The organism is Streptomyces sp. NPDC054786 (genome assembly GCF_053611685.1).
In genome coordinates this window covers 251990-276943 of record NZ_JBSHAW010000002.1, presented here as the reverse complement: position 1 = coordinate 276943, position 24954 = coordinate 251990, and the positions used below count along the sequence as shown (strand labels likewise).

At 70.2% G+C, this 24954-nt stretch carries 22 protein-coding genes and 1 tRNA gene; 14 read left to right on the top strand and 9 right to left on the bottom strand.

The window, feature by feature from the left end; all coding sequences use genetic code 11:
• Nucleotides 1-135: 135 nt before the first annotated feature.
• A complete protein-coding gene (locus tag ACWGI6_RS03630; protein ID WP_453265929.1) occupies nucleotides 136-1611 on the bottom strand; it encodes a sensor histidine kinase in 1476 nt (491 codons plus the stop codon).
• Between the two features lie 155 nt (nucleotides 1612-1766).
• On the opposite strand from ACWGI6_RS03630, the gene ACWGI6_RS03625 reads away from it, so the two are divergent.
• The 7 genes from ACWGI6_RS03625 (at nucleotide 1767) to ACWGI6_RS03595 (ending at nucleotide 7497) form a co-directional block, all read left to right on the top strand.
• Nucleotides 1767-2621 (top strand): hypothetical protein, encoded by an 855-nt coding sequence (locus tag ACWGI6_RS03625; RefSeq protein WP_453265928.1) that lies wholly within the window; start codon nucleotides 1767-1769, stop codon nucleotides 2619-2621.
• A gap of 29 nt (nucleotides 2622-2650) precedes the next feature.
• Nucleotides 2651-2722, top strand: a tRNA-Gln gene (locus ACWGI6_RS03620).
• 131 nt (nucleotides 2723-2853) lie between these two features.
• Entirely contained in the window at nucleotides 2854-4311 is a 1458-nt protein-coding gene (glmU, locus tag ACWGI6_RS03615) for a bifunctional UDP-N-acetylglucosamine diphosphorylase/glucosamine-1-phosphate N-acetyltransferase GlmU (RefSeq protein ID WP_453265927.1), read from the top strand.
• Nucleotides 4312-4383: 72 nt separating this feature from the next.
• Entirely contained in the window at nucleotides 4384-5358 is a 975-nt protein-coding gene (locus tag ACWGI6_RS03610; protein WP_393908514.1) for a ribose-phosphate diphosphokinase, read from the top strand.
• Between the two features lie 206 nt (nucleotides 5359-5564).
• Nucleotides 5565-6161, top strand: a complete 597-nt coding sequence (locus tag ACWGI6_RS03605; protein ID WP_453265926.1) for a 50S ribosomal protein L25/general stress protein Ctc — start codon at nucleotides 5565-5567, stop codon at nucleotides 6159-6161.
• A 144-nt stretch (nucleotides 6162-6305) separates the two neighbouring features.
• Nucleotides 6306-6893, top strand: coding sequence for an aminoacyl-tRNA hydrolase (gene pth / locus ACWGI6_RS03600; protein ID WP_453265925.1), 588 nt, complete (start codon nucleotides 6306-6308; stop codon nucleotides 6891-6893).
• 79 nt (nucleotides 6894-6972) lie between these two features.
• Nucleotides 6973-7497, top strand: coding sequence for a hypothetical protein (locus ACWGI6_RS03595; protein ID WP_453265924.1), 525 nt, complete (start codon nucleotides 6973-6975; stop codon nucleotides 7495-7497).
• Nucleotides 7498-7564: 67 nt separating this feature from the next.
• On the opposite strand, the gene ppc is transcribed toward ACWGI6_RS03595, so the two are convergent.
• Nucleotides 7565-10297 carry a phosphoenolpyruvate carboxylase gene (gene ppc, locus ACWGI6_RS03590; protein ID WP_453265936.1) on the bottom strand — a complete coding sequence of 911 codons (2733 nt, stop codon included), beginning with the start codon at nucleotides 10295-10297 and terminating at the stop codon, nucleotides 7565-7567.
• A 333-nt stretch (nucleotides 10298-10630) separates the two neighbouring features.
• Between ppc and ACWGI6_RS03585 the strand changes: the two genes are divergently transcribed.
• Both ACWGI6_RS03585 and ACWGI6_RS03580 read left to right on the top strand, forming a co-directional pair.
• Complete coding sequence (locus ACWGI6_RS03585) at nucleotides 10631-11635, top strand: acyl-CoA desaturase (protein ID WP_453265923.1); 1005 nt, start codon at nucleotides 10631-10633, stop codon at nucleotides 11633-11635.
• A 22-nt stretch (nucleotides 11636-11657) separates the two neighbouring features.
• On the top strand, nucleotides 11658-12347 hold the full coding sequence (locus tag ACWGI6_RS03580; RefSeq protein ID WP_393908509.1) for a TetR family transcriptional regulator: 690 nt from the start codon (nucleotides 11658-11660) through the stop codon (nucleotides 12345-12347).
• An 81-nt stretch (nucleotides 12348-12428) separates the two neighbouring features.
• Here ACWGI6_RS03580 and ACWGI6_RS03575 read toward each other — a convergent pair whose 3' ends face one another.
• A complete protein-coding gene (locus ACWGI6_RS03575; RefSeq protein WP_453265922.1) occupies nucleotides 12429-12791 on the bottom strand; it encodes a VOC family protein in 363 nt (120 codons plus the stop codon).
• 61 nt (nucleotides 12792-12852) lie between these two features.
• Complete coding sequence (locus ACWGI6_RS03570) at nucleotides 12853-13677, bottom strand: trans-aconitate 2-methyltransferase (RefSeq protein ID WP_453265921.1); 825 nt, start codon at nucleotides 13675-13677, stop codon at nucleotides 12853-12855.
• Between the two features lie 165 nt (nucleotides 13678-13842).
• Here ACWGI6_RS03570 and ACWGI6_RS03565 point away from each other — a divergent pair, with 165 nt between their 5' ends.
• The 3 genes from ACWGI6_RS03565 to ACWGI6_RS03555 all read left to right on the top strand — a co-directional run bounded on the left by ACWGI6_RS03565 (nucleotide 13843) and on the right by ACWGI6_RS03555 (nucleotide 17387).
• The gene (locus ACWGI6_RS03565; RefSeq protein WP_030082551.1) at nucleotides 13843-14340 is read left to right on the top strand and encodes a MarR family winged helix-turn-helix transcriptional regulator; all 498 of its coding nucleotides are present in this window, start codon (nucleotides 13843-13845) and stop codon (nucleotides 14338-14340) included.
• Between the two features lie 181 nt (nucleotides 14341-14521).
• Nucleotides 14522-15316 carry an SDR family NAD(P)-dependent oxidoreductase gene (locus ACWGI6_RS03560; RefSeq protein ID WP_453265920.1) on the top strand — a complete coding sequence of 265 codons (795 nt, stop codon included), beginning with the start codon at nucleotides 14522-14524 and terminating at the stop codon, nucleotides 15314-15316.
• A 52-nt stretch (nucleotides 15317-15368) separates the two neighbouring features.
• Nucleotides 15369-17387 (top strand): beta-galactosidase, encoded by a 2019-nt coding sequence (locus ACWGI6_RS03555; protein WP_453265919.1) that lies wholly within the window; start codon nucleotides 15369-15371, stop codon nucleotides 17385-17387.
• 101 nt (nucleotides 17388-17488) lie between these two features.
• Here ACWGI6_RS03555 and ACWGI6_RS03550 read toward each other — a convergent pair whose 3' ends face one another.
• The 4 genes from ACWGI6_RS03550 to galT form a co-directional block, all read right to left on the bottom strand.
• Nucleotides 17489-18259 (bottom strand): LuxR C-terminal-related transcriptional regulator, encoded by a 771-nt coding sequence (locus ACWGI6_RS03550; protein ID WP_393908504.1) that lies wholly within the window; start codon nucleotides 18257-18259, stop codon nucleotides 17489-17491.
• Nucleotides 18260-18529: 270 nt separating this feature from the next.
• Complete coding sequence (galK, locus tag ACWGI6_RS03545; RefSeq protein WP_453265918.1) at nucleotides 18530-19774, bottom strand: galactokinase; 1245 nt, start codon at nucleotides 19772-19774, stop codon at nucleotides 18530-18532.
• On the bottom strand, nucleotides 19774-20748 hold the full coding sequence (gene galE / locus ACWGI6_RS03540) for a UDP-glucose 4-epimerase GalE (RefSeq protein ID WP_453265917.1): 975 nt from the start codon (nucleotides 20746-20748) through the stop codon (nucleotides 19774-19776). Before galE ends, galK begins: the two co-directional genes overlap by 1 nt.
• Nucleotides 20745-21839 (bottom strand): galactose-1-phosphate uridylyltransferase, encoded by a 1095-nt coding sequence (galT, locus tag ACWGI6_RS03535; RefSeq protein WP_453265916.1) that lies wholly within the window; start codon nucleotides 21837-21839, stop codon nucleotides 20745-20747. The genes galE and galT overlap by 4 nt, the downstream gene beginning before the upstream one ends.
• Nucleotides 21840-22107: 268 nt before the next feature.
• Between galT and ACWGI6_RS03530 the strand changes: the two genes are divergently transcribed.
• Both ACWGI6_RS03530 and ACWGI6_RS03525 read left to right on the top strand, forming a co-directional pair.
• Nucleotides 22108-23778 (top strand): sodium:solute symporter family protein, encoded by a 1671-nt coding sequence (locus ACWGI6_RS03530; protein ID WP_453265915.1) that lies wholly within the window; start codon nucleotides 22108-22110, stop codon nucleotides 23776-23778.
• Between the two features lie 30 nt (nucleotides 23779-23808).
• Nucleotides 23809-24117 carry a hypothetical protein gene (locus ACWGI6_RS03525; protein WP_453265914.1) on the top strand — a complete coding sequence of 103 codons (309 nt, stop codon included), beginning with the start codon at nucleotides 23809-23811 and terminating at the stop codon, nucleotides 24115-24117.
• A 12-nt stretch (nucleotides 24118-24129) separates the two neighbouring features.
• Here ACWGI6_RS03525 and ACWGI6_RS03520 read toward each other — a convergent pair whose 3' ends face one another.
• The gene (locus tag ACWGI6_RS03520) at nucleotides 24130-24852 is read right to left on the bottom strand and encodes a response regulator transcription factor (RefSeq protein ID WP_453265913.1); all 723 of its coding nucleotides are present in this window, start codon (nucleotides 24850-24852) and stop codon (nucleotides 24130-24132) included.
• Nucleotides 24853-24954: the final 102 nt, after the last annotated feature.

Below are 24954 nucleotides of genomic sequence, written 5' to 3'. Positions count from 1 at the left end.
ACGTAAAGCGAAGCAGTCCGGCAACACACCCCGGAGCCCCCGCCACCGTCACCACAGACGGCAACGGGCCCCACCCCACAACCCCACCCGCCCCCGCCAAAGGCGGGAAAAAACAACAGAAACAAAAACGGCGGGTCACCCGGCAACGTGGGAGGCAACTGCGGGAAGCACCGCCGACACCCGGAACCCCCCCGCCTCCGTCGGGCCCGAGACGAACACGCCGCCGAGTGCTGTCACCCGCTCCCGCATTCCCACCAGGCCGTTGCCGCCGCTCGGCAGGCCCGCATCGGCCGCGCCGCCGTCGCAGGGGCCGTTCTCCACCTGGACGGCGAGCTCGCCGTCCCGATGCGCCAGCCGCACCCGCGCGCGGGCGCCCGGCGCATGCTTGTGCACATTCGTGAGCGCCTCCTGGACCACGCGGTACACGGTCCGCTCCACCCGCGCCGCATACCGGCGCCCGGCCTCGGCAGCCGTCTCCTGTTCAGCGGCCCCGTCCACCATCAGCTCGACCACCATCCCGGCCGCCCGGGACTGTCCCACCAGATCCGCCAGCTCCGTCAGACACGGCCCCTCGGAATCCGCGTCCCCCGCCCCGGACTCCGACGCCGCCGCCCCGGAAACGGAGCGACCGGCCGGCGAGGACCCCGCCGAAGCCCCGTCCGCGGACGGCTCCGACAGCCGCGCCTGCACCGTCGCCTTCGCCCCGGCCTGCGAAGCCACCGCCGCCAGCCGCTCCGGCGCACCCGACGCCGCGGCGCCACGCCCCGCCGCCCCCTCGGCCGTACGCAACACCCCCAGCATCTCCCGCAGCTCCGTCAGCGCCTGGCGTCCCATGTCGCCGACCAGCCCCGCGTTCTTCGACGCCTTCTCCGGGTCCTTCAACGCCACCGCCTGGAGCGCGGCCGCATGCACCACCATCAGACTCACCCGGTGCGCGACCACATCGTGCATCTCCCGCGCGATCCGGGTCCGCTCCTCATTACGGGCCCACTCGGCCCGCTCCTCGGCCCGGTCCGCCAGCAGCGACAGCTCACGCTCCAGACCGTCCGCCCGCTCCCGCAGGCTCTCCACGAGCCGCCGCCGCGCCGCGATGTACAGCCCCCACAGCACCGGCGGGGCCGTCAGCACCAGCCCCACCGCAAGCGCCATCAGCGGAACGAACCACATCGGCGGACGGAAGTCCTGCTGCGCCGCCACGTCCTCCCGCAAGCTGAGGAACGTCGTCACCAGCGTCCCCACCACCGTCATGCCCGCCAGCAATGCCGTGATCCGGCGCGGCACATCCGACGCGGCGAGCGTGTACAGCCCCACCACGCTCAGCAGCCCGCCCATCTCCGCGGGCATCACCGCGATCGAGACCAGCACCACCACCACGGGCCACCGTCGGCGCACCAGCAGCACCGGCCCCGCCAGCAGGCCGAGCAATATCCCCAGCAGTTCGGGCAGCTGCGCCTCGTGCGCGAAATTGGTGCCCTCCCACACGCACTCCAATGCGGAAGCCGCCGCCAGAAACACATCCAGCACCGCACTCCGCCGCCGGGCCCACCACCACGGCCCCTCCACCGGCGCACCCCGCGCGCCCACACCTTCACTTGCCCCCGTCGCGGTCATACCGCCCAGCCTACGGGCGCCCACCCCCGATCCCCCGCCCCAATACGGTCACAGACCAGACCCGTTACCAGCCCTTACCACTGGTTATCCCTCGAACTGTTGAATCGCCCATATTTTCGCCTCTTCCGCAGGCAGGAGAACGGCACTCTGTTCCCATGCCGAACACCCGTCGGGGCCACCCCGACTACGAGGCGTTACGCCCCCAGGCCGTCGCCCTGCGCCGCGCCGGCCTCAGCCGCCGCCAGATCCGCGACCGCCTCCACGTCCACAACAACGACATCCTCAACCGCCTCCTCGAAGGCGAACCCGCCCCCGACTGGACCCGCCGCCCGAACGCCAAGGACGACCTCCGCGAGCGGGCCCGCGCCCTGCGGAGGGAAGGCAGGACCTACGACGAGATCCAGGTCGAACTGGGCTGCTCGAAGAGTTCGATCTCGCTGTGGGTGCGGGACCTGCCGAAGCCGCCGCCCAGAACCCCTGAAGAGGCCTCTGCCATCGCCCGGCGCGGCTGGGAGGCGACACTCAAGCGGCGCGACGAGGAACGACGCCGAACGAAGCAGGATGCGACGAGCGAGATCGGCGAGCTCACCGACCGGGAGCTGTTCCTGATCGGCGTCGGTCTGTATTGGTCAGAGGGCAGCAAGAGCAAGCCGTACCGCCTCAGCGAACGCGCCATCTTCATCAACAGCGACCCCGACATGATCCGGGTCTACCTCACTTGGCTCCGCCTGTTGGGCGTGAGCGATGAGCGACTGCGATTCCACGTACACGTCCACGAATCCGCCGACGTAGGGGCTGCAGAGCAGTTCTGGGTCGATCTCACGGGCGCCGATCAGTCGGCGTTCGGCAAGACGACACTCAAGAAACACAACCCCAAGACCGTTCGGAAGAACGTCGGGGAGGACTACCACGGCTGCCTCATGATCCACGTTTCACAAAGCGCGGAGCTATACCGTCGCATCGAAGGCTGGTGGTACGGCATAGTGTTGGGTGCTGAGCGATCAGCCTGACGGAATGTCCGGTTCGATCCTCTTTATCATCCCCCGTGGTGTAATGGGCAACACTGTCGGTTTTGGTCCGACCATTAGAGGTTCGAGTCCTCTCGGGGGAGCCCACATTCACCAGGCAAATTTCGGGTCCTGACTACCAAGTCAGGACCCGCCCGCGTTTCGGCTGCTATACGCACCGGTATCCTTCGGGTGACCACCACCCGAAGTAGCCAAGAAGCCGAAGGGCATCCCCGTGAGCGCCAACCGCCCGGCAGCCGTCGTCGTTCTCGCAGCGGGTGAGGGCACCCGCATGAAGTCGGCGACCCCGAAGGTCCTGCACGCCCTCTGTGGCCGCTCCCTCGTCGGACATGTCGTCGCCGCCTCCCGAGAGCTGGATCCCGAGCATCTCGTCGTGGTCGTCGGCCATGCCCGTGAGCAGGTGCAGGCGCACCTCTCCGAGGTCGACCCCGCCGTGCGCACCGCCGTGCAGCACGAGCAGAAGGGCACCGGCCACGCGGTCCGTACGGCCCTGGAAGAGCTGAGCAACAGCGGTGTCGCCCTCGACGGCACCGTCATCGTCGTCTGTGGTGACACCCCGCTGCTGACCGGCGAGACCCTCCGGCTGCTCAGTGACACGCATGCGGCGGACGGCAATGCCGTGACCGTTCTTTCCGCCGAGGTTCCGGACTCCACGGGCTATGGGCGCATCGTGCGCGAGGCGGGCACCGGCGCGGTGACCGCGATCGTCGAGCACAAGGACGCCACCGCGGGGCAGCGCGCGATCCGCGAGATCAACTCGGGGGTCTTCGCCTTTGATGCGCGGCTGCTCGTGGACGCGCTCGGCAAGGTGCGTACGGACAACAGCCAGGGTGAGGAGTACCTGACCGATGTGCTGGGGATCGTGCGGGAGGCCGGGCACCGGGTCGGTGCGGCGGTGTCTGCCGATCACCGGGAGATTCTGGGGATCAACAACCGTGTGCAGCTGGCGCAGGCGCGCCGGCTGCTGAACGACCGGCTGCTGGAGCAGGCGATGCTGGCCGGTGTGACGGTGGTGGATCCGGCGTCGACGTGGGTGGATGTGTCGGTGACGTTCGAGCCGGATGCGACGGTCCACCCGGGCACGCAGTTGCTGGGTGTCACGCATATCGCCACGGGTGCCGAGGTGGGTCCGCATTCGCGGTTGGCGGATACGTCGGTGGGTGCGGGTGCGGTGGCGTCGTTCACGGTGGCCGAGGGTGCGCGTATCGGTGCGGGCGCGAGCGTCGGGCCTTATGCGTATCTGCGGCCGGGGACGGATCTCGGGCCGAAGGCGAAGGCCGGTACGTACGTGGAGATGAAGAACGCGTCGATCGGCGAGGGCACGAAGGTGCCGCATCTTTCGTATGTGGGAGATGCGACGATCGGTGAGTTCACCAATATCGGTGCGGCGAGTGTCTTTGTGAACTACGACGGTGAGGCGAAGCACCACACGACCGTCGGGTCGCATTGCAAAACGGGGTCGGACAACATGTTTGTGGCTCCGGTCACGGTCGGGGACGGCGCTTATACGGCAGCCGGCTCGGTCATCACCAAGGATGTGCCCCCGGGTTCGCTGGCGGTCGCGCGTGGCCAGCAGCGGAATATCGAGGGTTGGGTCGCGCGTAAGCGGCCAGGAAGCGCCGCCGCGCAGGCGGCTTCGGCTGCTCGCCAGGGTTCCGAGGGCGAGCGGTGATCGTGCAAGGGGTGCGCCGTGCGGGGCGTACCGTGATGAACGCACGCAAACTGTGATTCGAGGAGATTTGCTGTGACCGGGATCAAGACGACCGGCGAGAAGAAGCTGATGCTCTTCTCCGGCCGCGCTCACCCCGAGCTGGCGGAGGAGGTCGCGCATCAGCTGGGTGTGGGCCTGGTCCCGACGAAGGCTTTCGACTTCGCCAACGGTGAGATCTATGTCCGTTATCAGGAGTCGGCGCGTGGCGCGGATTGCTTTTTGATTCAGAGCCACACGGCTCCGATCAATAAGTGGATCATGGAGCAGCTCATCATGATCGATGCGCTGAAGCGGGCTTCGGCGCGGAGCATCACGGTGGTCGTGCCGTTCTACGGTTATGCGCGTCAGGACAAGAAGCACCGTGGCCGTGAGCCGATTTCGGCGCGGCTGATCGCGGATTTGATGAAGACCGCGGGTGCGCACCGTGTGGTGACCGTGGATCTGCACACGGACCAGATCATGGGCTTCTTCGACGGTCCTGTGGATCATCTTTTTGCGCTGCCGGTCCTTGCGGACTATGTCGGCGCGAAGGTGGACCGCGACAAGCTGACGGTGGTGTCGCCGGACGCCGGCCGGGTGCGGGTCGCGGACCGTTGGTGTGACCGTCTGGGTGCGCCGCTGGCGATTGTGCACAAGCGCCGTGACAAGGACGTGGCGAACCAGGTCACCGTGCACGAGGTCGTCGGTGATGTGAAGGACCGGGTGTGTGTCCTGGTCGACGACATGATCGATACCGGTGGCACGATCTGCGCGGCGGCGGATGCGCTGTTCGCGAATGGTGCGGCGGATGTGATCGTGACGGCGACGCACGGTGTGCTGTCGGGTCCGGCGGCGGACCGGCTGAAGAATTCGAAGGTGAGCGAGTTCGTGTTCACGAATACGCTGCCGACGCCTTCCGAGCTGGAGCTGGACAAGATCACGGTGCTGTCGATGGCGCCGACGATCGCCCGCGCGCTGCGTGAGGTGTTCGAGGACGGCTCGGTGACGAGCCTTTTCGAGGAGCAGTGAGGGAAGGGTCTCGGGCGGGCCTGTGAGGTAGTCCGGGGCTGATCGACTTTGGGGCGGCCTTCCGGCCGGGTAGACTCATCGAGTTGCTCGGCGAGGGAGGCCGCCCTTTTGTGGTGGCTGTCCGTTATCGACGCGCTCTTCGTAGCAGGTCTGTCGTGGGCCGGGTGACGCCCACCAGATGTTTCTGAGATACGAGGAGTGCTGTTATGGCTGAGGTCAAGCTCGAGGCCCAGGTTCGTACCGACTTCGGTAAGGGTGCCGCCCGCCGTGCGCGCCGCGCCGACCTGGTTCCCGCGGTGATTTACGGTCACGGTGCCGAGCCGCAGCACGTGGCGATCCACAACCACGCGCTGATGATGGCCCTGAAGACGCCGAACGCCCTGATCCGTCTGCAGTTCGACGGCAAGAACGCGCTGGTCATCCCCAAGGCCGTGCAGCGTGAGGCGATCCGCCAGTTCCTGGTGCACGTGGACTTCCTGGCCGTGAAGAAGGGCGAGAAGGTCTCCGTCGAGGTGCCGATCCACGTCGAGGGCGACCTGGCCCCGGGCCAGCACGTCCTGGAGCACGTGCTGAACACGCTGCCGATCGAGGCCGAGGCCACCCACATTCCGGAGTCGGTCACGATTTCCGTCGAGGGCCTGGACGCGGGCGCTTCGGTGCTGGCCAAGGACATCGCTCTGCCGTCGGGTTCCTCGCTGGACGTGGACGGGGACGCGGTCGTGCTGCAGGTTGTCGCGGCGCAGGCCGAGGCTCCGGCCGAAGAGGGCGCCGAGGGTGAGGGCGAAGAGGGCGCCGAGGCCTGAGTCGCTTTGCGCTGAGGCGGGTTCTCAGCGAGTGGTCCAGCCGCTGCCGCGCGCCTTTGGGCGTGGGGTGGCGGTTGGGCTGTTTCATGGGCAGTTGCGGTCGGGGCCGGCGAGGTGTTGCCGGCGGATGTGGGAGTGGCTGAGATGGCGGACGCTGATCCGTGGCTGGTGATGGGGCTGGGGAATCCGGGCCCGGAGTATGCGCGTAATCGCCACAATGTGGGGTTCATGGTGGCGGATTTGCTGGCGGAACGGATGGGGGGCCGTTTCAAGGCGCACAAGGCGCGGGCGCAGGTGGTGGAGGGGCGTTCTGGTGCGCCGGGTCCGTCGAGTCGTCGTGTGGTGGTCGCGAAGCCGTTGTCCTTCATGAATCTGTCGGGTGGGCCGACGACGGCGTTGCGGGATTTCTACAAGGTGCCGGTCGGCAACATCATTGCGATTCATGATGAGTTGGATATTGATTACGGTGCGTTGCGGCTGAAGCTGGGTGGCGGTGACAACGGTCACAACGGTTTGAAGTCGATCACGAAGTCGCTGGGTGCGGAGTATCACCGGGTGCGGTTCGGGATCGGGCGTCCGCCGGGTCGTATGCAGGTGGCGGATTTCGTGCTGAAGGATTTCTCTTCGGCGGAGCGGCGCGAGCTGGATTACTTCGTGGACCGTGCGGCGGATGCGGTGGAGACGCTGATCGTGGATGGTTTGGAACGGGCGCAGAGTACGTACAACTCCTGAATGGGACAGCGGGGGTCAGGCTCTGACGAACCGTTGTCCGAGGTTGACCGGGTGCGGGTTATGGCCAAGGATCGCCGCCATGTCCACAAGCAGTACGCGCACCAGTTCGGTCAGACGCAGTCGTACCCGGCGGGTCGGGGAGAGCGCCTATGGGGCGCTGCTTCTCGCCCGGGTCGGGCTGATGGGTCTGCTGGCGTTGCTTCTGTTGGTGGCCGGGGTGTGGACGTCGTGGCACACGGCGCAGTACGCGATGCTCGTCAAGGCGCGGGAGCGCGGAATGATGACGGTGTCGGCGTGTGAGGGTGAGCGGTGCACCGGCTCGTATGCGCCGACGGGGGGCGACGGCCGGCCCCTGGCGAAGGTGACGATCGCGCAGGCTGCGGCGCCGGACAAGGGTGAGCGGGTCGAGGTGACGGTCGAGCCGGGTACGACACATGCGGTGCGGACCGGGACGGCCGGGATATTGCATGCGTGGGTGCCGTTCGCGGGATCGTTGCTGCTGGCGGCGCTGGTGGTGGCCGGGGGGATGCGGCTGCGGCGTACGGCGTGGGTGATGGGGTTGTTGGGGGCGGTGTTGTTGGGCGCGGCGTTCGCGGCGCTGTAGGGCAGATAGGGCAGCGGCCCGTCCTCTTCGGTGAGAGGACGGGCCGCTGCCGTGTGCGGGGGTGGGGTCAGCCGGTGTTGCGCAGTCCGGCGGCGACGCCGTTGACGGTGAGCAGCAGGGCCCGGGCGAGGACCGGGTCCGGCTCCTCGCCGCGCTCGGCGGCGCTGCGCTGGCGGTGCAGCAGCGAGACCTGGAGGTAGGAGATCGGGTCGAGGTAGGCGTCGCGGATGTGGAAGGTCTGCCTGAGGACCGCGTTGGAGTCGAGGAGTTCGGTCTCTCCGGTGACGCGCAGGACCTCGGCGACGGTGAGCTCGTGTTCGGCCTTGATGACGTCGAAGACGTGCTTGAGGTGGTCGGGCACGAGGGTGTCGACGTAGTGCTGGGCGATCCGCAGGTCGGTCTTGGCCAGCGTCATGGTGACGTTGGACAGGAAGTTGCGGAAGAAGTGCCAGTGCTCGTGCATCTCGTCGAGGACGCTGTCGAGTCCGGCTTCCCGGGCGGCCTTGAGGCCGGTGCCGACGCCGTACCAGCCGGGGACGATCTGGCGGGACTGGGTCCAGCCGAAGACCCAGGGGATGGCGCGCAGTCCGTCGAGGCCGGCGCCGGAGTCGGGGCGGCGCGACGGGCGCGAGCCCAGGTGGAGCTCGGCGAGCTGGTCGACGGGCGTGGAGGCGAAGAAGTACGCGGGCAGGTCGGGGTCTTCGACGAGCCGGCGGTAGGAGCCGTGGGCCGCCTCGGAGACGGTTTCCATGGCGGCGTCCCAGCGGGCCAGGGCCTCGTCGGACTGCCGGGGGGCGGTGTGCAGGGCGGAGGCCTGGAGCGTGGCGGCGACCGTCAGCTCCAGGTTTTCCCGCGCCAGCGACGGCACGAGGTACTTGTCGGAGATGACCTCGCCCTGTTCGGTGACCTTGATCTCGCCTTCGAGGGTCCCGTAGGGCTGGGCGAGGATCGCGTCGTGGGAGGGGCCGCCCCCGCGGCCGACGGTGCCGCCGCGGCCGTGGAAGAGGCGCAGCCGTACGCCGTGCCGGTGGGCGACGTCGCGCAGCAGGCGCTGGGCGCGGTGGATCTCCCACTGGGAGGTGGTGATGCCGCCGAACTTGGAGGAGTCGGAGTAGCCGAGCATGACCTCCTGGACGTCGCCGCGCAGGGCGACCAGGCGCCGGTAGGAGGGGTCGGCGAGCATCTCGTCCAGCAGCTGGTCGGCGATCTTCAGCTCGTCGGTGGTCTCCAGCAGCGGCACGATGCCGACCTTGGCCCAGCCGGCGTGCAGGTCGATCAGTCCGGCCTCGCGGGCGAGGACGGTGGCGGCGAAGACGTCGTCGGAGCCGGCGCACATGGAGATGATGTAGGACTCGATGACCTCGGGGCCGAAGGTCTCCTTGGCCTTGAGGATGGTGCGGAAGACGCCGAGGGTCTTGGCGCCGGCCTCGTCGAGCGGGGCCGGGGTGGGGGCCAGCGGGCGGCGGGAGCGCAGTTCCTTGGCGAGGAGCTTGCGGCGGTAGTCGCGCGGCATGTCCGCATAACGCCAGGATTCTTCGCCGAGGCGGTCGAAGAGCTGGCCGAGCGCGTGGTGGTGGGCGTCGGCGTGCTCGCGGATGTCCATGGTGGCGAGCTGCAGGCCGAAGGCGGCGATGGTGCGCAGGGTGCGCTCCAGGCGGCCGTCGGCCACCAGACCGCCGCGGTGCTCGCGCAGCGAGGTCTGGATGAGGGCGAGGTCGTCGAGGAGTTCCGCGGTGCCGAGGTAGTCGCGGCCGGGGACGTGGGGCGTGTCGCCGGCGAGGCGTTCGCGGGTGTTGACGAGCTTCTGCCGGATGCAGGTCGCCTTGAGCCGGTAGGGCTCCTCGCTGTTCAGCCGCTTGTAGCGGGGGCTGATCTCCGGGAGGAGGTCGAGGTCGCGCTGGAGGGATTCCAGCAGCTCGTCGGTGGCTCCGCAGTTGCGGATGGAGTTGGACAGGGCGCCGCGCAGCTCGTCGATGTGCTCCAGGGCGTCGGTGATGCCGTGCTCGTGCTGGAGGAGCAGGACGTCCCAGGTCACCTGGGGGGTGACGTTGGGGTTGCCGTCGCGGTCGCCGCCGATCCAGGTGCCGAAGGTGAGCGGGCGGGTGCCGGCGGGCAGCTCGGTGCCGGCCCGCTCCAGCTCGGCGGCCAGGTCTTCGAGGACGTCGCCGACCGCGCCGCGCCCCAGCTCGTCGAGGTAGTAGATGGCGTTGCGGGCCTCGTCGGTCGGCTCGGGGCGGGCGACGCGCAGCTCGTCCGTCTGCCAGATGAGGTCGATGTTCTCGGCCAGGCGGAGGTCGGCGCGGCGGCGCTCGGGGTCGGCGCTGTCCAGCAGCTCGGCGACCTTGCGGAGCTTGGTGAGGACGGAGCGTCGGGCGGCCTCGGTGGGGTGCGCGGTGAAGACGGGGCGCACACCGAGGTGGCGGGCGGTCTCCCGCAGATGCTCGGGGTCGGCGTCCTTGAGCATGTCGGCGGTGCGGGCGAGGATGCCGCCCTCGGCGGCGCGCTTGGCGCCCAGCTCACGGCCGCGGTGGACCTGCTCGCTGACGTTGGCGAGGTGGAAGTACGTGGAGAAGGCGCGCACCAGCTTGGCGGCGGTCGCCAGGTCGGTGTCGCCCAGGAGCCGGGCCGCGGCCTCGCCGTCGGAGCGGGTCAGGGCGCGAACCCGCTCGACGAGGTCGAGGAGGTCCTGACCTTCCTGTCGTACGAGGGTCTCGCCGAGGAGGTCGCCGAGACGGCGGATGTCGGCGCGCAGGGCGACGTTGTCGCTCCGGCCGGGGTCGAGGCTCTCGACGGGCGCGATCTCGGCTGGAGTGTTGTCGGCACGGCTCACAGGTGCGGCTCCTTGCAGCGATCAGGGGCGTCGTACCGCGGCTCGTGGAGGGGTGCCGGCGGGCGACGGGTGGGCAGGTCTGATGCGGGCGGGTTGCGGACCGCGCTGTCCGACGTCCCCAGGATAGGTCTGCCCAGTGTCAGCGGATCACACCGTCCGCTGGGTGGGCATCTGCGTCGCAGGTGGGAGGTGTGGCGCCTGTCACGGCCTTGCCCGTGGCGGCGGCACTGCCATACTTACGAGACCGTAGGTTACGGTCCCGTAGCCGTAGCCGTGCCCCCGAGCCCCCCGACGAGGGACACCATGACCGCTGGTCCTGAAGCCGTAGAAGATCCCCCGATTCCTGCCGATTCGTCCGCCGGTCCCGCCGGCGCCCCGTCCGCGACGCTGGGCGGCGAGCAGCGCCGGTCGGTCGAACAGATCACCCTCCTGCTCTTCATCACCGTCCCGTTCGTGGCGCTGGTCGCCGCGGTCCCGCTGGCCTGGGGCTGGGGGGTGAGCTGGCTGGATCTGGCGCTGATGGTGGCGATGTACTACATCGGCTGCCATGGCATCACGATCGGCTTCCACCGCTACTTCACGCATGGTTCGTTCAAGGCGAAGCGGCCGCTGCGGATCGCGTTGGCGATCATGGGGTCGCTGGCCGTCGAGGGCCCGCTGGTGCGCTGGGTGGCGGATCACCGCAAGCACCACAAGTTCTCCGACGCCGAGGGCGACCCGCACTCCCCGTGGCGCTTCGGCGAGACGGTGCCGGCCCTGACGAAGGGCCTGTGGTGGGCGCACATCGGCTGGATGTTCGACGAGGAGCAGACCTCGCAGCAGAAGTACGCACCGGACCTGATCAGGGACGATGCGATCCGTACGATCTCCCGCCAGTTCGTCCTGTGGACAACGGTGTCGCTGATGATCCCGCCGCTGGTGGGCGGTCTGGTGACCTGGTCCTGGCAGGGTGCGCTGACCGCCTTCTTCTGGGGTTCCCTGGTCCGCGTCGCGCTGCTGCATCACGTCACGTGGTCGATCAACTCCATCTGCCATGCGGTGGGCAAGCGCCCCTTCAAGTCCCGCGACCGCTCCGGGAACGTGTGGTGGCTGGCCGTGCTGTCCTGCGGCGAGTCCTGGCACAACCTGCACCACGCGGACCCCACCTCTGCCCGGCACGGTGTGATGAAGGGGCAGCTGGACTCCAGCGCCCGGCTGATCCGCTGGTTCGAGAAGGCGGGCTGGGCGTATGACGTCCGGTGGCCGGACGCGTCCCGTATCGATGCCCGACGCGCGGAGGTGGCCACCGGGGGTACCTCCCGCCGGTAGGCGGGGAAGGCATGATTGACGGGTGGCGATCGACAACAGCAGCGCGAGCAACAGCAAGGGCAAGCCCTCCTCGGCCGCGGCGGGCACGCGGCGGGCCCGCAGGGTCCGGATGACGGGTGCGGAGCGCCGGGAGCAGCTGCTGGACATCGGTCGCACGCTCTTTGCCGAGCGGGGCTACGAGGGCACCTCGGTGGAGGAGATCGCGGCGAAGGCCGGGGTGTCCAAGCCGGTGGTCTACGAGCACTTCGGCGGCAAGGAGGGCCTGTACGCGGTGGTCGTGGACCGCGAGATGCGGCAGCTGCTGGACATGGTGACCGGCGCGCTGACCGCCGGACACCCCCGCGAACTCCTCGAACAGGCGGCGTTCGCGCTCCTCGACTACATCGAGACGTTCACCGACGGTTTCCGCATTCTGGTCCGCGACTCCCCGGTGGCCCAGTCCACGGGCACCTTCGCCTCGCTCATCAGCGATATCGCCACGCAGGTCGAGGACATCCTGGGCCTGGAATTCAAGGCCCGCGGCTTCGACCCGAAACTGGCTCCGCTCTATGCCCAGGCCCTGGTCGGCATGGTCGCGCTGACCGGCCAGTGGTGGGTGGACGCCCGTAAGCCCAAGAAGGCCGAGGTCGCGGCCCATCTGGTGAATCTGGCCTGGCACGGGCTAGGAAACCTGGAGGCGAAGCCGCGGTTGATAGGGCATCGGAAGAACTGAGCGACCGGGCCGGTGCACGGCCCTGATCGCACGGTGGCCGGCTGAACGGTCCCGTCCGCGCGGGCCGGGGCCCCCGAAAGGTCAGCCCTGCGGCTCCAGGAATTCCAGCCGGTTGCCCACCGGGTCGACCGCGTAGAAGCGCCGGTGGCCCGGCAGATGGTCGTCCCAGGTGACGGTGGCGCCGGCGGCGGCCAGGCGGGCGGCGAGGGCGTCGATGCCGTGGACGCGGAGGCCGGGGTGGGCTTTCTTCGAGGGGCGGAAGTCCGCCTCGACACCCAGGTGGAGCCGGGCCGTACCGGCCTCGAACCAGCATCCCCCGCGGGCCGCGAGCGCCGGGGGCTTCGGGATCTCCGTCATGCCGAGGAGACCCGCGTAGTAGGCGCGCAGGGCGTCTTCGGTGCCGGGGGGTGCGGCGAGCTGGATGTGGTCGAGGCCGGTGATCACGGCGTGTTCACCTCGGAGGGGTCGAGTCGGAGCACAGCGGCGAACTGGTGGGCACGGGGCGTCAGCCGGCCAGCGGTTTCCGGGCGATGGCGAAGATGCGGCGGAACGGGAAGACCGTGCCGTGCGGGCCGGTGGGGTAGGCCTTGCGGAGTGCGTCGCGGTATTCGGCGAGGAAGGCCTCGCGGGCGGCCGGGTCGTTCTCCAGGACGGTCAGTACGGGGCGCAGAGCGGTGCCCTTGACCCAGTCGAGGACCGGGTCGTCGCCCTCCAGGAGCTGGACGTAGGTGGTTTCCCACACATCGGCGGCGCAGCCGAGGTCGGTGAGGCGTTCAAGGTAGTCGGCCGGTTCGAGGATATGGACGAAGCGGCGGCCGTGGGTGGTGAGCCGTTCGCGCCACTGGGGGGCGTCGCACAGCTCGCCGAGGAGGGCGTGGCTGGGTGAGGTGAAGTTGCCGGGGACCTGGAAGGCGAACGTGCCGCCGGGAGCGAGGGCCTCGATCCAACGGGCGAAGGATTCCGGGTGGTTGGGGACCCATTGCAGTGCGGCGTTGGAGGCGATCAGGTCGTAGGTCTCCTCGGGCGCCCAGTCGGCGGCGTCGGCGAGGGCGAAGTCGAGATGGCCGCCGCCCGGGGTGGGGCCGGCGTGGTTCTCGGCTTCCTTGAGCATCTCGGGGGAGTTGTCGTATCCGGTGATGTGGGCATCGGGCCAGCGTGCGGCGAGCTGGGCGGTGACGTTTCCTGGACCGCAGCCGAGGTCGGCGATGCGGGCGGGGCGGTCCTGCCGGTGCAGGTCGGGTATCCGGGCGAGAAGGTCGTGGAAGGGACGGGTACGGTGCCCGGAGTGGCGGAGATATTGCTGCGGATCCCAGGTTGGTGCGTCATGCATGATCGAAACCCCTTTGCCGATGCAGGGCTGATACAAGGCTGGCACGGTCGGATTCGGGCCGTCTCGGCTGGAAACCGAGCCCCCGCCGACGATGCCCCATAGTCCAGTGAAATATATCTCGACGTCAAGAGACTTCATGTCGACAGACCCTTTACACTGATCGTCATGGAGGACGAGGTCGATCGACTGGTCGCAGCATGGCGCCGCGAGCGCCCGGACCTCGACGTGGAACCACTTGAGGTCCTCAGCCGCGTGTCCAGGCTGGCCAGACACCTTGACCGGGCCCGCCGCATCGCCTTTTCCGAGGTGGGCCTGGAGCCCTGGGAGTTCGATGTGCTCACCGCGCTGCGGCGCGCCGGGGCGCCGTATCAGCTCTCCCCCGGGGCGCTGCTGACGCAGACCCTGGTCACCTCGGGCACGATGACCAACCGCATCGACCGGCTCGCCAAGAAGGACCTGGTCGAGCGCCTGCCCGACCCCAGTGACCGGCGCGGAGTGCTGGTCAGACTGACGGCCGAGGGCCGCGACAAGGCCGATCAGTCGCTGGCCGGGCTGCTGATCCAAGAGCGCGCCATCCTCGCCGAGCTCTCCCGCCAGCAGCGCGGCGAACTGGCCGGGCTGCTACGGCGGTTGACGGGGCCTTTCGACAACATTCCGGGCTAGGGCGCGTCTCCGAAGTCCTGCCTGCCGCAGCGTCGGCTGCGGAAAACCAGGGACGAGGGAAACGGCGCGCGCCGCATTTGACGGCGCGTAAGCGGCTCGAATGCGCCCCATAAATCTGTACGCGCCCCTCTCCTCCCTCGTCCCCTTGCCCGCCGCTCGCCTCGTGGGCTTGGATCGCGCCATGAGCCAGCAGCACGCACCGCACCCGGCGAACGGCCCGTACGGCAAGCGGTTCGAGGGCCGTACAGTCCTGGTGACCGGGGCCGCCGCCGGGATCGGGGCGGCCACCGCCGACCGGCTGGCGGCCGAGGGCGCCGGCGTCCTGCTGCTGGACATCGACGACGCGCGCGGCGAACACACCGCGCGGCGGATCCGGGCGGCCGGTGGCCACGCCTCGTACGAGCACTGCGACGTGGCGGGCGAGGACGACTGGCGGCGGGCGGTCGAGGCGGCGCGGCGGCGCTACGGTCCGGTGGACGGGCTGGTCAGCAATGCCTTTCTGCCGTACGTGGCGGCCGCCGACCGCACCTCGCTGACGGACTGGGACCGGCAGCTCGCGGTCAATCTCACCGGCTCGTTCCTCGGCGTACGCGCCGCCCTGGAGGATCTGCGGGCGCGCGGCGGTGCGGTGGTGCTGACCTCGTCCGTGCATGCGCTGATCGGGCTGCCGGGGCGGCCCGCGTACGCCGCGGCCAAGGCCGGGCTGACCGGGCTGGGGCGTCAACTGGCCGTCGAGTACGGGCCGGAGGTACGGGTCAACAGCGTGCTGCCGGGCCCCGTGCTGACGGCGGCCTGGGACGGGATCGGCGAGGAGGAACGGCAGGCCAGCGCCGCGGAGACGGCGGCGGGACGGCTGGGGCGGCCCGAGGAGGTCGCCGCCGCCATCACCTTTCTGCTCTCCCCCGAGGCGTCGTTCATCACGGGCGCGAGCCTCGTCGTCGACGGGGGCTGGAGCGTGTACAAGAACTCTTCGTGAACCGGGCGGCGGGGCCGCGGGCCCCGCCCCGAGCTTCGATGCAGGGGGTCCGATGGGCATCCGATTCGGCGGCGACTACAACCCCGAGCAGTGGCCCGAGGAGGTGTGGGCCGAGGATCTGAAGCTGATGAAGGCGGCCCATGTCACCATGGTCACCGCCGGGATCTTCTCCTGGGCCAAGGTCGAACCCCGGCCCGGGGTATGGGACTTCGACTGGTTCGACCGCGTCATGGACGGGCTGGCGGGCGCCGGTATCGCCGTCTGTCTGGCGACCATGACCGCCTCACCACCACCGTGGCTCTCCCGCGCACACCCTGAGATCCTGCCCGAGGACGCCGACGGCCGGCGCCGCTGGCCCGGCGGCCGGCAGCACTACTGCCCCTCCAGCCCCGTCTACCGCGCCCACGCCGTGCGCCTGGCCGAACAGCTCGCCACCCGCTACGCCGGCCACCCGGCGCTCGCCATGTGGCACGTCGGCAACGAATACGGCTGCCACACCCGCCAGTGCTACTGCGAGGTGTCGGCCGACGACTTCCGGCGCTGGCTGCGCGACCGCTACGGGAGCGTGGCGGCGCTCAACGCCGCCTGGTCGACGGCCTTCTGGTCGCAGGCCTACGGCGACTTCGACGAGGTGCTGCCGCCGCGCACCGCGCCCACCTTCCCCAACCCCGCTCAGCAGCTGGACTATCTGCGCTTCGGCGACGAGGCCCTGCGCGCCTGCTATCTGGCCGAAAAGGCGGTGCTGGAGCGCATCACCCCCCAGGTTCCGGTCACCACCAATCTGATGCCGCAGCACAAGCCCGTCGACGCGTTCGCCTGGTCGGCGCACATGGACGCGATGGCGCTGGACTTCTACCAGGACCCGCATGCGTCCGACGACCACATCCGGGCCGGCTACGTCTTCGACCTGATGCGCTCGGCGCGCTCCGGGCAGCCCTGGATGCTGCTGGAGCAGGCGCCCGGCGCCGTCAACTGGCGGCCCCGCAACGGCCCCAAGCCGCCCGGCGCGATGCGGCTGTGGAGCTGGCAGGCGGTCGCACAGGGCGCGGATGCGGTGCTGTACTTCCAGTGGCGGCAGTCGCTGGGCGGCGCGGAGAAGTTCCACTCGGCGATGCTGCCGCACGGCGGCACCGACACCCGCATCTTCCGCGAAGTGTCCGATCTGGGGCGTGAGTTGGCGTCGTTGCCGGACATCGAGGGGACCCGGTCGCGGGCCGATGTGGCGCTGCTGGCGGACTGGCACAACTGGTGGGCGCTGGAGCTGGACTCCAAGCCGTCGACCGCGCTGGACCACTCCCGTATCGCGCTGGATCATTACCGTCCGCTGTTCGAGGCGGGCGTGGCCTGCGATGTGGTGCCGCCGCAGCGCGAGCTGTCCGGCTACCGGCTGGTCGTGGCGCCCAATCTGTATCTGCTCACCGCGCCCGATGCCGAGCGGCTGGCCGCCTATGTACGTGACGGCGGGCAGCTGCTGGTGTCGTTCTTCTCCGGGATCGTCGATGCGCACGACCGGGTACACCCCGGCGGGTATCCGGCCCCGCTGCGGGAGCTGCTGGGGCTGCGGGTGGAGGAGTTCTGGCCGCTGGACGAGGGCCGGTCGGTGGCGGTCGGCGACGGCAACTACAGCGGGCGGGCGGATCTGTGGTCGGAGGCCATCGACCTCGAAGGGGCCGAGGCGCTCGCCCGCTTCACGGACGGGGACCTCGCCGGCCGGCCCGCGGTGACCCGGCACTCCTACGGGCGGGGCACGGTCTGGTACGCCGGTACCCGGCTGGACGCGGCGCTGATGCGGGCCCTGCTGGACGACGTACGGGCCGCGGCCGGGGTGGCGCCCGTACTGCCGGGGCTGCCGGCGGGCGTCCAGGCCACCGTCCGCGAGGGCGCCGGCCGGCGGTATGTCTTCCTGCTCAACCACGGGGCGGAGACCGTGGAGATCGGGCTGCCGGCACCGATGCGGGATGCGCTGGCGGCGGCGGACGGGACGGGCGGGGCCGAGTCCGGGGCCGTCGACCGGGTCACGCTGGGGTCCCGGGGTGTGGCCGTACTGACGGACCCCGGCGCCACGGGCTAGACGCTCCCACGCTCGCGGCGGCATCGAGGCCCACAACGGGCCCCATGGGCCCCGCGAGCCACGGCCCCCGGTCACCCGGGGGCCGCCCGGCCCTCAGCGCCTCACGGCACCGGCACCGAGGCCGCCGCGGCCGCCGCCTCCAGTTCGACCGGGCCGACCCCGGCCCGGCGGGCCAGCGCGACCGCCGCGAGGGTGGAGTGCACCCCGAGCTTGCCGAGCACGTTCTGCATATGCGTACGCACCGTGTGCGGGGAGAGGAACAGCCGCTCGGCAACCGCCTTGCGGCCCAGGCCCGCCACCATGCAGCGCAGCACCTCGCGCTCGCGCGGGGTCAGCGACTCCACCAGCCGCTCGCTCTCGGAGCGGTGTTTGCGCGCCGCCGTCAGCTCCCGCAGCACACCGGTCAGCAGCGCGGGCGGCAGATGCGTCTCGTCGCGGAGGACCCCGCGGATGACGGCGAGCAGCCGGGAGAGCGAGCAGTCCTTGGCCACCCAGCCGGAGGCCCCGGCCTGCAGCGCGGCGGCCGCGCGGCGCGGGTCGTCTCGATCGGCGAGGACGACGGTGCGCAGATACGGATGGCTGGTGCGCAGGCCGGAGACCAGCGCGATGCCGTCCCGCGGGACGGCGCGCGGCACCGCGTCGCGGGCCGCGCCCTGCGCGGGCACCGCGAGCAGCGGCGCGGCAAGGTCGGCGTCCGCGAGCAGCACGTCGAAGCGGCGGCCGTCGGTGACCGCCCGGTCGAGATTGCGCAGCGCCGCGGGAGCACTGCCCGCGGCCGCGACGTCCACGTCCTGTTCCGCGGCGAGCGCGGCCGCCAGGGATTCGGCGAAGATGCGGTGGTCGTCGACCACCAGAACCCGGATGCGTTGCACAGAGACCCCCTGTCTCGGTGAACGGACCATAGCGGGCACGACGCCCGGATTGAAGATCGCCTCAGCCGCACGGCCGCCGCCGTGCCGACATGACTACCCCACCCCGGGCGCCGTACCCGAACGGTCTCGCCCCCTGATCGGCACCGGCCCCCACCGGTGCAGGATCCCAGCGTACGGACGGGTTGCGGCAAGGGGAGGTGATTGGCGAAACTGCCCCTCCACCCGGGCCGTTCGGCGCCCGTCCGGTGGCCGCGCGCCGCCCGGCACGCCCTACTCGATGCGGTGTGCTCCCGCGCTCGGGACGGCCTCGAAGATCCGCGGGGCGGCATGGCCGGCCGCCGCGAAGGCCTCGGTGACGGCGGCTGCGACGGCCGTCGCGTCGGCCTCCTCGACCAGCACGATCGCCGAGCCGCCGAAGCCGCCGCCGGTCATCCGGGCCCCGAGGGCGCCCGCCGCCCGGGCGGTGTCGACGGCGAGATCGAGTTCGCGGCAGGAGATCTTGAAGTCGTCGCGGAGCGAGGCGTGGCCGGCCGTCAGCAGCGGGCCGATGGCGCGGGTGCGGCCCGCGTCGAGGCGGGCGATGACCTCTTCGACGCGGTGGTTCTCGGTGACGATGTGCCGGACGAGGGCCTGGTCGGCGGGCTCGTCGGCCAACTTGGCCAGGGCCGCGGGCAGATGCGCGTACGGCACATCGCGCAGGGCTCGCACACCGAGCGCCCGCGCGCCGCGCTCACAACCGGCGCGCCGCTCGGCGTATGCGCCGTCGCCCAGCTCATGCTTCACCCGGGTGTCGACGACGAGGAGCCGCAGCCCCTCCCCCGCCAGGTCGAACGGGATCTGACGCCGGGTGAGGTCGCGGGTGTCGAGGAAGAGGGCATGGCCCTCGGTGCAGCAGGCCGCGGCGGTCTGGTCCATGATCCCGCAGGGCACGCCGACGAAGGCGTTCTCGGCCCGCTGGGCGAGCTGGGCCAGCCGCTGCGGCTCCTGGCCGAGCGCATACAGGTCGTTCAGGGCCAGCGCGGTGACGATCTCCAGGGCGGCGGAGGAGGAGAGCCCGGCGCCGGTCGGCACCGTGCTGTCGTAGTGCAGATCCGCGCCGCCGACGGGCAGCCCGGCCTCCCGCATCGCCCAGACGACACCGCCCGGGTAGGCGGCCCAGCCGCCGCTCCGCTGCGCTCCGCCCCGGCTCTGTTCCAGCGCGTCGGAGGCCGAGCCCGGGGCCGGCCGCAGCTCGTCGATGCGCAGTTCGGCGATGCCGCCGTCGGCGCCGCCGGAGTGCAGCCGCAGCACCCCGTCGGTGCGGGCCGAGGCGGCGGCGAGGGTGGTGTGCGGGAGGGCCAGCGGCATCACGAAGCCGTCGTTGTAATCGGTGTGTTCACCGATCAGGTTGACCCGGCCGGGCGCCGCCCAGGTGCCCGTGGGGGCGGCGCCGTACACCGCGGCGAATTCCTCCGCGGCGTGCTGAGCGCTGTGCGGGCGCTCGGTGGTCGGGGTGGCGGCTCCGTGAGCGGTCATCAGGACTCCTTTGTCCGGTCGAGGTGCTGCGCGAACTGCCAGGCATCGGCGACGATTCCGGCGAGGTCGGCGCGGCTGGGCCGCCAGCCGAGGCGGTCGACTGCGGTCCGGGCGGAGGCCACCAGCACGGCGGGGTCGCCGCCGCGGCGCGGCGCGGTGATCTCGGGGATCGGGTGCCCGGTGACCTTGCGGACGGTCTCGATGACCTCGCGGACGGAGAAGCCGTTGCCGTTGCCGAGGTTGCAGATCAGATGCTCGCCCGCGGTGGCGGCGTCGAGGGCGAGGAGGTGGGCCTCGGCGAGGTCGGCGACGTGGATGTAGTCGCGTACGCAGGTGCCGTCGGGGGTGGGGTAGTCCTCGCCGAAGACGGAGATCGCCTCGCGCTTGCCCCGGGCGACCTGGAGGACGAGCGGGATGAGGTGCGACTCGGGGTCGTGGCGCTCGCCGCAGGTGCCGTAGGCGCCGGCGACATTGAAGTAGCGCAGCGAGACGGCGGCCAGGCCGTGGGCCGCGGCCTCACCGCTGATCATGTGGTCGACGGCGAGCTTGCTGGCACCGTACGGGCTGGTGGGCGCGGTCTCGGCGGACTCGGTGATCGGGGTGGACTTCGGCTCGCCGTAGGTGGCGGCGGTGGAGGAGAAGACAAGGGTACGGACCCCGGCGTCGCGCATCGCGGCGAGCAGGTCCATGGTGCCGCCGACGTTGTTGCGCCAGTACTTCTCGGGGTCCACGACGGACTCGCCGACCTGGGAGAAGGCGGCGAAGTGCAGCACCGCGTCGTAGGAGGGGTCGAGCCACTTCGCCGCGTCCTGGATGCGGCCCTCGATGAAGTGGGCACCGGCGGGGATGCCCTCGCGGTGGCCGGTGGACAGGTCGTCCAGCACGGTCACCTCGTGACCGGCTTGCAGCAGATGCGCCGCAACGACGCTGCCGACATATCCCGCACCGCCTGTGACCAGGTACTTCTTGCTCACTCGCTCGCTACCTCTCGCAGTCGCTCGGCCGCGGCCTCCGGCGGCACATCATTGATGAACACGTTCATGCCGGATTCGGAACCCGCGAGGAACTTCAGCTTGCCGGAAGTGCGGCGAATGGTGAAAAGCTCGAGGTGCAGCGCGAAATCGCCCCGGTGCTCGGCGCGCAGCGGCGCCTGGTGCCAGGCCGCGATGTACGGCGTACGGGCGGCGCCGGCCGCCCGGGGACCGCGGACGCCGCCCTCTTCCCTCCCGTCACCCCACCCACCGAAGATCCGGTCGAAGCGCCGCAAGACTTCCAGATAGATCTGTGGGAATTCTGTGCGCGCGGCGTCGTCGAGGGCGAGCAGGTCGGGGACCCGGCGCTTGGGGTAGAGGTGCACCTCGTAGGGCCAGTGGGCGGCGTACGGGACGAAGGCCACCCAGTGCTCGCCTTCGAGGACGACCCGGCGGCCGTCGGCCAGCTCGCCGGCGACCACCTCGTCGAAGAGGTTGCCTCCTCCGGTGGCCGCGCGGTGCTCCGCGAGCGAGGTGAGCATGCGCGCGGTGCGCGGGGTGACGAAGGGGTACGCGTAGATCTGGCCGTGCGGATGGCCCAGGGTGACGCCGATCTCGGCACCGCGGTTCTCGAAGCAGAAGACCTGCTCCACTCCGGGGAGCTGGGACAGCTCCGCGGTCCGGTCGGTCCACGCTTCCAGGACCAGGGCGGCCTGCTCCTCGGTGAGGTCGGCGAAGGAGGCGTCGTGGTCGGAGGTGAAGCAGACGACCTCGCAGCGGCCGCTGTCGCCGGCGAGGGACGGGAAGCGGTTCTCGAAAACGGCGACGTCGTAGTCGGCGGCGGGAATCTCGGAGAACCGCCCGTCACGGGAGGGGCACAGCGGGCACTCGTCGGCCGGGGGGTGGTAGGTGCGGGCCTGGCGGTGTGAGGCGATGGCGACGGAGTCGCCGAGGAGCCGGTCGTGGCGGATCTCGGAGGCGGTGGCCACGGGGTCGAGGGGGCGCCGGTCGACCGCATCGCGTACGACGTCGTCCCGCGAGTCGTAGTAGATGAGCTCCCGGCCGTCCGCCAGCCGGGTCGACGTCTTCTTCACGGGAGCTCCTCACCTCCGACCAAACACAAACAAACACAATGAAGCACAACTAAACAGATGCGTCAACGCGGGGGCCGAGGGCGGCTCCTTGACGAACTCCGGGCAGGCATTCCCGACATACCGGCCACCCCGATCACGAAAGCGCAACTGAACCAAACAAAAGTATTCAGTTTCCCGAGGACCGCGCGTAGCTTTTTGTGCGTTCCGATCGCACAAAGATGTGTCCTCCGGGGGCCGCGCTCCCGGACCCCCGCGAAATGAGTCGCCCATGATCACCCTGGCCGAGGGGCTACGGCTCCCCACCAACGGGCTCGATTACACGATCCTGGCCATCTACTTCGTCGTCGTCCTCGGCATCGGATTCGCGGCCAAACGCAGCGTGAAGACGAGCCTGGACTTCTTCCTCTCCGGGCGGTCCCTGCCTGCCTGGGTCACCGGCCTCGCCTTCGTCGCCGCCAACCTCGGCGCCACCGAGATCCTCGGGATGGCCGCCAACGGTGCGCAGTACGGGGCCTACACCGTGCACTGGTACTGGATCGGCGCCATCCCGGCGATGGTCTTCCTGGGCCTGGTGATGATGCCGTTCTACTACGGCTCCAAGGTCCGCTCGGTGCCCGAGTTCCTGCTGCACCGCTTCGGGCCCTCCTCGCACCTGCTGTCCTCGGTGATCTTCGCCGTCTCCTCGGTGCTGATCGCCGGCGTGAACCTGTACGCCATGGCGATCGTGCTGCAGGCGCTGCTCGGCTGGCCGCAGTGGGTCGCGATCGTCATCGCCGGCGTCTTCGTCCTGGCGTACATCACCATCGGCGGCCTGTCCTCGGCGATCTACAACGAGGTGCTGCAGTTCTTCGTCATCCTCGCCGCGCTGATCCCGCTGACCATCGTCGGCCTCAAGCGCGTCGGCGGCTGGCACGGGCTGACCGACTCGCTGACCTCCTCACACGGGGACGCGTTCCTGACCGCCTGGAAGGGCACCGGCATCGGCGAGGCCAACCCGCTGGGCGCGAACTGGCTCACCATCGTCCTGGGCCTCGGCTTCGTGATGAGCTTCGGCTACTGGACCACCAACTTCGCCGAGGTGCAGCGCGCGCTGTCCGCGAAGAACCTCTCCGCCGCCAAGCGCACCCCGCTGATCGCCGCCTTCCCCAAGATCTTCATCCCGCTGGTGGTGGTCGTCCCCGGCCTGATCGCGCTGGTCATGGAGCCGACGCTGGGCAAGTCCAAGGACGGGCTGCAGTACAACGACGCGATCCCGGTGCTGATGCGGGACCTGCTGCCCAACGGTGTGCTGGGCATCGCGGTGACCGGTCTGCTCGCCGCCTTCATGGCCGGTATGGCCGCCAATGTGTCGTCGTTCAACACGGTCTTCACCAACGACATCTGGGGCGCGTACCTCAAGAAGGGCCGCGAGGACGCGTATTACCTCAAGACGGGGCGCGTGGTCACCGCCGTCGGCGTGCTGATCGGTATGGGCACCGCCTTCATCGCCTCGTCCTTCAGCAACATCATGAACTACCTGCAGACGCTCTTCTCCTTCTTCAACGTGCCCCTGTTCGTCGTCTTCATCATCGGCATGTTCTGGAAGCGGACCAGCGCCGCGGCCGGGTTCTGGGGTCTGCTGTCCGGCACGGCCGCCGCGATGGTCAACTACTTCTGGCTCTACAAGCAGGGCATCATCGCGATCCCCTCCGAGCAGGGCGCCAACTTCGTCTCCTCGATCGTGGCGTTCGTCGTCGGCGCGCTGGTGATGCTGGTCGTCACCCTGATCACCGAGCCCAAGCCGGTCGAGTCGCTGGCGGGCCTGGTCTACGGGTCCCGGTCCCCCGGCATGGAGGAACTGCCGGCCGAGGGCGACGACGCCTGGTACCGCAAGCCGGCCCTGCTGGGCTGGGGTGCGATCGTCCTCGCCGCCATCTGCTACATCCCGTTCTCCTTCTGAACCTGCCTGAACCAGCGGAGTTGACGCACCATGAGTGACTACCAGCACGAGGTCGAGGAGCTGGAACGCGAGTCCGCGACCGCCGCGCGACTCTTCGACGTACGGCGCATCATCGGCGGCCTGTTCGTCGTCTACGGGGTGATCGTCACCATCGCCGGTCTGACGGCCTCGGACGCGGACCTCAAGAAGGCCCAGGACATCAACATCAACCTGTGGACGGGCCTGGGCATGCTCGCCCTCGGCCTGTTCTTCCTCATATGGCTGAAGCTGCGGCCGGCCGTCCCGCCGACGGCCGAGGAACTGCAGGCCGGGATCGAGGACGGGCCCGCCGAAGGCTGAGCGCAGCGCTGTTCAGAGCGGCGGCGGGACCGGCTCGTCCGGACCCGCCGCCGCGGCGCGCGCGGCACGGCCGCCCGCCGCCCGGTCCAGCAGCCCGGTGCGCGCCGCCAGGGCCGCGGCCTCCAGCCGGGAGCCCACCTCCAGCTTCATCAGCACCCGCTGCACATGCGTACGCGCCGTACTCGGCGCGATGTCCATCCCCGCCGCGATCAGCCGGGTGTCCTCGCCGTCCGCGACCCGCATCAACACCTCGACCTCGCGCGGGGTGAGCAGCTCCAGCAGCCGCGCGCCCTCGTCGTCCGGCTGCGCCGCGGGGTGCAGCAGCTCCTCGAAGGCCTGTTGCAACAGCTGCGGCGAGACCGCCGACTCCCCCGCCCGCGCCTTCATCATGGCGCGCTCCACGCCTTCGATCCGCTCGTCGTTACGGACGTACCCGGAGGCCCCGGCCGCGAAGGCGGCGGCGATACCGCGCGGGCTGGGGACCGGCCCCAGCACCACCACCGCGACCTGCGGCCGCTCCTTCTTGATCCGTACGATCGGGTCGAAGGCCCCCGGCCGGGCCGGCGCGGCGGTCCCCAGCAGGCACACCTCGGGCGCCCGGCTCACCACCAGCTCAGCGGCCCCGGCGCTCGGCGCGGCCGCCGCCAGGACACGGTGCCCGCGCAGCTTCAACGCCGAGGCAAGCGCCTCCGCGAGCAGACGATGATCGTCCACCACCATGAGCCGCACGCCCATCGAGCAACCCCCTCCACCCCGGCAGGCCCCGGCGCGACCCCCTGCCGGGCCGCTCGTCCCCGGGAAGCTACACGCTCGGCTGCGATACCGCGCCCCCTACCG

Bases quoted from the DNA above. Each gene is read 5' to 3' on its own strand.
- ACWGI6_RS03605 (WP_453265926.1), top strand. From the start codon at position 5,565: ATGGCTGAGGTCAAGCTCGAGGCCCAGGTTCGTACCGACTTCGGTAAG.
- ACWGI6_RS03565 (WP_030082551.1), top strand. From the start codon at position 13,843: ATGGAGGACGAGGTCGATCGACTGGTCGCAGCATGGCGCCGCGAGCGC.
- ACWGI6_RS03525 (WP_453265914.1), top strand. From the start codon at position 23,809: ATGAGTGACTACCAGCACGAGGTCGAGGAGCTGGAACGCGAGTCCGCG.
- pth (WP_453265925.1), top strand. From the start codon at position 6,306: ATGGCGGACGCTGATCCGTGGCTGGTGATGGGGCTGGGGAATCCGGGC.
- ACWGI6_RS03625 (WP_453265928.1), top strand. From the start codon at position 1,767: ATGCCGAACACCCGTCGGGGCCACCCCGACTACGAGGCGTTACGCCCC.
- ACWGI6_RS03530 (WP_453265915.1), top strand. From the start codon at position 22,108: ATGATCACCCTGGCCGAGGGGCTACGGCTCCCCACCAACGGGCTCGAT.
- ACWGI6_RS03555 (WP_453265919.1), top strand. From the start codon at position 15,369: ATGGGCATCCGATTCGGCGGCGACTACAACCCCGAGCAGTGGCCCGAG.
- galK (WP_453265918.1), bottom strand. From the start codon at position 19,774: ATGACCGCTCACGGAGCCGCCACCCCGACCACCGAGCGCCCGCACAGC.
- ACWGI6_RS03520 (WP_453265913.1), bottom strand. From the start codon at position 24,852: ATGGGCGTGCGGCTCATGGTGGTGGACGATCATCGTCTGCTCGCGGAG.
- ACWGI6_RS03570 (WP_453265921.1), bottom strand. From the start codon at position 13,677: ATGCATGACGCACCAACCTGGGATCCGCAGCAATATCTCCGCCACTCC.
- ACWGI6_RS03585 (WP_453265923.1), top strand. From the start codon at position 10,631: ATGACCGCTGGTCCTGAAGCCGTAGAAGATCCCCCGATTCCTGCCGAT.
- ACWGI6_RS03595 (WP_453265924.1), top strand. From the start codon at position 6,973: ATGTCCACAAGCAGTACGCGCACCAGTTCGGTCAGACGCAGTCGTACC.
- ACWGI6_RS03630 (WP_453265929.1), bottom strand. From the start codon at position 1,611: ATGACCGCGACGGGGGCAAGTGAAGGTGTGGGCGCGCGGGGTGCGCCG.
- ACWGI6_RS03560 (WP_453265920.1), top strand. From the start codon at position 14,522: ATGAGCCAGCAGCACGCACCGCACCCGGCGAACGGCCCGTACGGCAAG.